This window comes from Arthrobacter sp. RIT-PI-e, from assembly GCF_001187915.1.
Taxonomy (GTDB): domain Bacteria; phylum Actinomycetota; class Actinomycetes; order Actinomycetales; family Micrococcaceae; genus Arthrobacter_D.
Genome location: NZ_LGIU01000007.1, coordinates 1 through 6,364, shown reverse-complemented (window position 1 = coordinate 6,364; position 6,364 = coordinate 1). Strand labels below are relative to the sequence as shown.

Genomic DNA, 6,364 nt, shown 5'->3' with positions numbered 1-6,364 from the left:
CAAAATTCGAAACCAGCCAAAAAAACCAGCCCACCACACGGGGTGTGACAGACCAGCCAATTCAACCAATCAACAAACAATCGGTATCAACAAACTTGGCACACTATTGAGTTCTCAAACAACAGGAACAAACGATTACTCACGGACACCCACCCCCCGGTATCACTACCAGGAAGCAATTCAACAGGCCAGTCCGCTTTCCCCCGCCGCTACAATCACAGCTTATTCCGCTTCCATTTCCCTTGTCAAATCCTTCCGCATGGCTTATAAGCCGAGCAAAAGAATCCACGACAGATGGAGGCCGTTCTCACTTCTGCTCAGCAGCACGCGAGAATGTCCAGGAATTTGAAGGGAGTTGCTGCCCTCATTGGGGCAACGCGATAACTATACGGCGGGGACCCCCACCGCGCAAACTCGCTGCGCTGACCTCCTGCGGGTCTCGTGCGCCCGACGGAGACGGACGCGGACCAGGACACGATGAACGATGCGCACCCTGCCGAACGAGTACCGTCCGGTCCTCCCAGGGGTAGGAAGGAGTCGGTTCGTGGCCGGGGCGGCGAATCCAGCAGCACACCGGCTGATCCGTCCGAGGACGGCGGGGTGGATCCGGCCCTTCATGAGCGACGTCGCGGGACATAGCAGTGGGCCGGCACTTCCCGCTGAGGACGTGCCGGCCCACCGTGCGGACGCCGTCAGGAGTTCTAGTGGCCGGCGTCCGCCACCGCGAGGTTCCGCTTGCCGCGACGGACGAGCAGGTACCGCCCGTGGAGCAGGGCGTCCGCGGGGACGACGTGATCGGGGTCGGTGATCTTCTCGTTGTTCACGTACGCACCGCCCTCGGCCACGGTGCGGCGTGCCGCCGAGTTGCTCGTCGAGAGCCCCGTCGACACCAGCAGGTCCACGATGCCCCGCCCGTCCTGACCGATGACCACGGACTCCAGTTCGGCCGTCGCAGCCTCGAGCGTGCCGAGGTCGAGGGAGCCGAGGTCACCTTGCCCGAACAGGGCCGCGGACGCCGCGATGACCTTCTCCGTTGCATCCACGCCGTGGACCAGCGAGGTGACATCGAAGGCCAGCGCACGCTGGGCCGCCCGCTGGTGCGGACGCTCGATCGTGGCTCGCTCCAACTCCTCGATCTCCGCCCGGGTTCGGAACGTGAAGACGCGAAGGCGTGAGGCGACGTCGTCGTCCGCGGTGTTCAACCAGAACTGGAACATGGCGTACGGGCTCGTCATGGTCGCATCCAGCCAGACCGCGTTGCCCTCGCTCTTGCCGAACTTCGTGCCGTCCGAGTTCGTGATCAGCGGGGTTCCGATCGCATGCACGCTCGTGCCCTCGACCTTCCGGACCAGCTCGGTGCCGCTGGTGAGGTTCCCCCACTGGTCCGAGCCCCCGGTCTGCAGCACACATCCGTACTGGCGGTGCAGCTCGAGGTAGTCCATGCCCTGGAGGATCTGGTAGCTGAACTCGGTGTAGCTGATGCCCTCGTCCGAGTTCAGCCGCTTGGCCACCGTCTCCTTCTTGACCATCGTGCCGACACGGAAGTACTTGCCGACGTCGCGCAGGAAGTCGATGACGCTCATCGGACCGGTCCAGTCCAGGTTGTTCACCATCCGGGCTGCGCTGTCGCCCTCGAAGTCCAGGAATTTCTGCACCTGACCCTGGAGGTACCCGACCCACTCGGCGACCGTCTCCTTGGTGTTCATCGTGCGCTCCGCCGTCGGCCGCGGATCCCCGACCAGACCGGTGGAACCCCCGACCAGGCCCAGGGGGCGGTGGCCCGCGAGCTGCAGCCGACGCATGGTCAGCAGCTGCACGAGGTTACCGAGGTGCAGACTCGCCGCCGTCGGGTCGAACCCGCAGTAGAACGTGATGGGGCTCCCCGCGAGCAGGTCCCTCAGCTCGGACTCGTCGGTGGACACGTACACCAGGCCCCTCCACACGAGCTCGTCGTACACGTTGCCGAACGAGGGATCGTTGCGCTGGCCTGTCAGGCCACTGACCGGGGTTTCTGTTCGCTGGGACACGGTCTCCAAATTATCAGTCCGCGATACCGGCCGGAATTCGTCCCGTGGAGATGACGCGCAGCCGCTGGGTGGGACGGGTCATGGCCACGTACAGGTCCCCCACCCTCGCCGTCGCGGAGTCGAGCATCTCCTGCGGCTCCAGGATCACCACGCCGTCGAACTCGAGGCCCTTCGACTCCCGGGGACCGATGACCAGGATGTCCTGTGCGGGTCCGCCCGCACCGGAACCCACGCGCCCGCCGTACGCGGGAACGAGCGCGGCGCGCACCTCCGGGACCAGGTGATCGGGGGCGATGACGGCGAGCAGACCGCCGTCGATGGCCGCCAGTTCCTCCGGCAGCGCGGCGACCAGGGCGGGCACGAGGTCGGGCACGGTGTCCAGGACGGGCGCGAACCTGCCCTTACGTACGGCCTTCGGGGCCGACACCACGAGCCCTGCGGCATTGGCCATCCGGACCGCGGCCTCGGCGATCTGGGCGGGCGTCCGGTAGTTGACCGTCAGCTCCTCCAGCCGCCACCGGTCCCCCACGAACGGTTCGAGTGCCTGCTGCCAGGAGCGCGATCCGGCGGCCGAGCTGGTCTGCGCGATGTCACCCACGATGGTGAAGGACTTCAGCGGGCAGCGCCGCATCAGCAGCCGCCACTGCATGGGCGAGAGTTCCTGTGCCTCGTCCACCACGATGTGCCCGTACGCCCAGGTCCTGTCGGTCGATGCGCGGTCGGCGGCGGACAGTCGCGCGGTCGGGACGGCGTTGTGCTGCGCGAGGTCCTCGGCCGTGAGGACGCCGTCCACCCCCGAGTCCTCAAGCGAGGCGTTCACGTTCTCGAGTGCACGCTGCGCATTGGCCAGGTCCCGCTTGGCCTCCTGCTCCCGTGCCGCGGTGTCCCTCCCCGCGGACGGGTCGAGGTCGCCGAGCAGTTCGGCGGCCTCGTCCAGCAGCGGGACGTCGGCCTCCGTCCAGGGGGCGTCCGCCGGACGGGCCAGCACTGCGAGCTCGTCCTCGGTCAGCCCGGGGGCCGCCGCGCGCAGCAGTTCCGGTCGGGCGAAGAGCTCCGACACGAGCTTCTGCGGCGTCAGCGGCATCCAGGCGAGGTTCAGCGCGATCCGGACGTCCCGTGCACTGCGGACGTCCTCGGCGAGGTAGGACCGGTCCGCGTTGTTCCCCCCGCCGGAGGACTCCTCGAGGATCTCCAGCAGCTGCTCGGTGAGTTCCCTCAGGAGGATCTTCACGAAGGTCACCCGGGCCTCGTTGTGCGGCTTGCCCGTGGCGCGCGCCCGTTCGCGGGCCCGTGCCACCGCTCGCGGGGTCAGCGTGAGCCGGGTGCCCTCCACGAACAGCTGCTTGTCCGCGTCCGGCACCCGTTCGCGGTTGGCGACGGCGGTGCGCAGGATCCGCGCCATGTCGAGGCGCCCCTTGACGGCGGCGGCCTCCTCGGAGGTTTCGGGGACGGTGTGCACGCCGGGCATCAGGGTGCCGATGCCGGCCATCACCACACCGGTCTCGCCGAGGGAGGGAAGGACCCGCTCGATGTACTTCATGAACGCGTCGGTGGGGCCCACCAGCAGCACACCCGCGGACTTCAGCCGTTCCCGGTGCGTGTAGAGCAGGTAGGCGGCACGGTGCAGGGCCACGGCCGTCTTACCGGTCCCCGGTCCGCCCTGCACCACGGTGACACCCGGGAGGGGCGCGCGGATGATCCTGTCCTGCTCGGCCTGGATCGTGCCCACGATGTCCGACATCTGGCCGGTACGCCGCGAGTCGAGCGCGGCCAGCAGGGCGCCCTCGCCCTGGAGGGCGGCGTCGTCGCCGAGCATGTCGGCGTCCAGGACATCGTCCTCGAGGGAGACGACGTCGCGTCCGGACAGGATGAGGTGACGACGACGACGGACGCCCATGCGCTCGAAGGCGGTCGCCTGGTAGAACGTTCCGGCCTCGGGGGCCCGCCAGTCAATCATGAGCTGGCGCAGCTGCTCGTCCGAGAGCCCGATCCTGCCGATGTAGCGTTCGTCCCCGCCGTCGAGGTCGAGGCGGCCGAAGACCAGGCGGTCGTCGACCGCGTTCAGCTGCGCCAGGCGGTCCTCGTACATCGTGGCGAAGGCGTCGCGCTCCGAGCGGTTCTGGTGGGATCCTGCGGCCTGCGTGCGGCGGACCTCGGCGAGCTGCTGCACCTTCTCCGCACGGAGGTCGTCGAGCCGCCGGTACAGGCCGTCCACATAGGTACGCTCCTGCTCCAGCTCGGCCTTGGCGTGGGGCGTCTCGTGCATCGGGCGTTTCCTTCCTACAGAACCGGACCGTCCATGCTAGCGCGGTGGGACCTACACGGTTTCCAGTGCATGGACGGGGCGGTCGCGCAGCTTCCGGCGGCCGGCGAGATCGGCGAGCTCGAGCACCACACCGCAGCCCACGACCTCGGCCCCTGCCTTCTCGAGCAGCGCGCACGCGGCCGCCAGTGTCCCGCCCGTGGCGAGGACGTCGTCGAGCACCAGCACACGGGTACCCGGTCGCAGATCGGATCGGTGGATCTCCAGGGTGGCACTGCCGTACTCGAGGTCGTAGGACTCCCGGATGACCTCCCGGGGGAGCTTGCCGGCCTTGCGCACCGCGAGCACCCCCGTCCCGGTGGCGTAGGCGACGGCGGCGGCCAGGAGGAATCCGCGGGCCTCGACACCGGCCACGGCGTCGAAGGACCCCGCGAACGGCTCGGACACGGCATCGACCACCCGGCGGAAGGCCGGGCCGTCGGAGAAGACCGGGGTGAGATCGCGGAACACGATGCCGGGCGAGGGGAAGTCGGGGACGACGGCGCAGAGCCGGTCGATCTCCTCCCGGGCGTCCGCGAGGACATCGGTGACGACGTCGCGGGCATCGGTGGAGGGCACTGCCGGGGTGCTGCCGGTGGGGCTGAAAGTCACGGCTCAACCTTACGGGCCCGCGGTGGTTTCGCCGGACGGTAGCGGGACACCGGGGGCCCCCCGGGCAGCCAGAACCGCCACGGGTACTCCGCCGTCCCGCCGACGCCGCTGACACCGACGCGTGGCCCCTGCCCGACCACCGGCGGCGGCGTGTCCGGCAGCACGAGGCGGAAGGGATCGGCGAGGACGTCCGCGCCGTCGGACCGGCGGTCCAGACCGAGCGCCTGCGCGAGGCGGGCGGGCCCGCGGGCGAGATCGAGGTCCGAGGCGGGGCGGGAACGGCGCAGGCGTGCCGGCTCGAGGCCCTCGACGGTCTCCCCCGCCCTCAGCAGCAGACCCGTGGCCCACCCCTCGGTACCGCAGACCACGTTGGCGCAGTGGTGCATCCCGTAGGTGAAGTAGACGTAGAGGTGCCCTGCCGGCCCGAACATCGTGGCGTTGCGTGCCGTCCTGCCGCGGAACGCGTGGGACCCGGGGTCGTCGGCGCCGAGATAGGCCTCCACCTCGGTGATACGCACGCTCACGTCGCCGTCCTTGCTCATCGAGGTGAGCCGAGCACCGAGGAGCCGCGGGGCGACGTCGAGCGCGCTGCCACCGAGCAGCTCGCGCACGCGGGAGCTGCTCGTGCCTGGATGGTCCATCCACCGAACCTAGCAAAGGAGGATCCGCGCTCGCCTGCCGTGTCCGATTCCCGCCGGTACGGAGGTGCGTGCGGTGGGAGGATGTCGGAGTGGATTTCTGGCAGCAGTACCGGGCGATCGACGCACGCGACGTGCGCTTCGACGGGCAGTTCGTCACGGCGGTGTCCACCACCGGCATCTACTGCCGGCCGTCCTGCCCCGCACGGACGCCGAGACCTGCCCATGTGAGGTTCTACCCGACGTCGGCCGCGGCCCACGAGGCCGGGTACCGGGCCTGCAAGCGGTGCCTGCCCGAGGCGGTACCCGGCAATCCGCGCTGGAACCTCCGCTCGGACGTGTCCGCGCGGGCCATGCGACTCATCGCGGAGGGGGAGGTGGACCGGACGGGTGTACCCGGCCTGGCCGCCCGGCTCGGCTACTCGACGCGCCAGCTGAACCGTGTGCTGCGGGAGGAACTCGGGGCGGGCGCCCTGGCGCTGGCCCGCGCGCAGCGCGCCCAGACGGCGCGCACGCTCCTGACGGGGTCCGATCTCTCCACCGCGGACGTCGCCTTCGCCGCGGGGTTCGGCAGTATCCGGCAGTTCAACGACACCCTCCGGCAGATCTTCGACCTGACGCCGCGGCAACTACGGCAGTCGGCCGGGCGGGCTCCTGCCCCCCCCTCCGCCGCGGGCGAGCCGGTGACACTGACGCTGACGCTCCCGGCCCGGCTCCCCTACGACGACGGGATCTTCCGTTTCCTGGCGGACCGGGCCGGGGCTGCGCTCGGGTCCGGGCGGGGG

Annotated in this window: 5 protein-coding genes; 1 reads left to right on the top strand and 4 read right to left on the bottom strand. The window is 69.6% G+C overall.

What is annotated here, in order from left to right; all coding sequences use genetic code 11:
- Positions 1–701: 701 nt before the first annotated feature.
- Genes tyrS through AC792_RS00305 form a run of 4 tightly spaced genes read right to left on the bottom strand, consistent with a single transcriptional unit; the run spans position 702 to position 5,582 of the window.
- Positions 702–2,027 (bottom strand): tyrosine--tRNA ligase, encoded by a 1,326-nt coding sequence (tyrS, locus tag AC792_RS00320; protein ID WP_049828614.1) that lies wholly within the window; start codon positions 2,025–2,027, stop codon positions 702–704.
- 13 nt (positions 2,028–2,040) lie between these two features.
- A complete protein-coding gene (locus AC792_RS00315; RefSeq protein WP_049828612.1) occupies positions 2,041–4,293 on the bottom strand; it encodes a HelD family protein in 2,253 nt (750 codons plus the stop codon).
- A gap of 51 nt (positions 4,294–4,344) precedes the next feature.
- Positions 4,345–4,908: an adenine phosphoribosyltransferase gene (locus tag AC792_RS00310; protein ID WP_049828613.1), complete on the bottom strand. Its 564-nt coding sequence runs from the start codon at positions 4,906–4,908 to the stop codon at positions 4,345–4,347.
- A gap of 29 nt (positions 4,909–4,937) precedes the next feature.
- Positions 4,938–5,582: a DNA-3-methyladenine glycosylase gene (locus AC792_RS00305; RefSeq protein WP_049828611.1), complete on the bottom strand. Its 645-nt coding sequence runs from the start codon at positions 5,580–5,582 to the stop codon at positions 4,938–4,940.
- An 89-nt stretch (positions 5,583–5,671) separates the two neighbouring features.
- Between AC792_RS00305 and AC792_RS00300 the strand changes: the two genes are divergently transcribed.
- Positions 5,672–6,364: bifunctional transcriptional activator/DNA repair enzyme AdaA (locus AC792_RS00300; RefSeq protein ID WP_152915929.1), on the top strand; the 693-nt coding region annotated here is incomplete at its 3' end.

Coding starts and splice junctions, on each gene's coding strand:
- AC792_RS00315 (WP_049828612.1), bottom strand. CDS start 4,293: ATGCACGAGACGCCCCACGCCAAGGCCGAGCTGGAGCAGGAGCGTACC.
- AC792_RS00305 (WP_049828611.1), bottom strand. CDS start 5,582: ATGGACCATCCAGGCACGAGCAGCTCCCGCGTGCGCGAGCTGCTCGGT.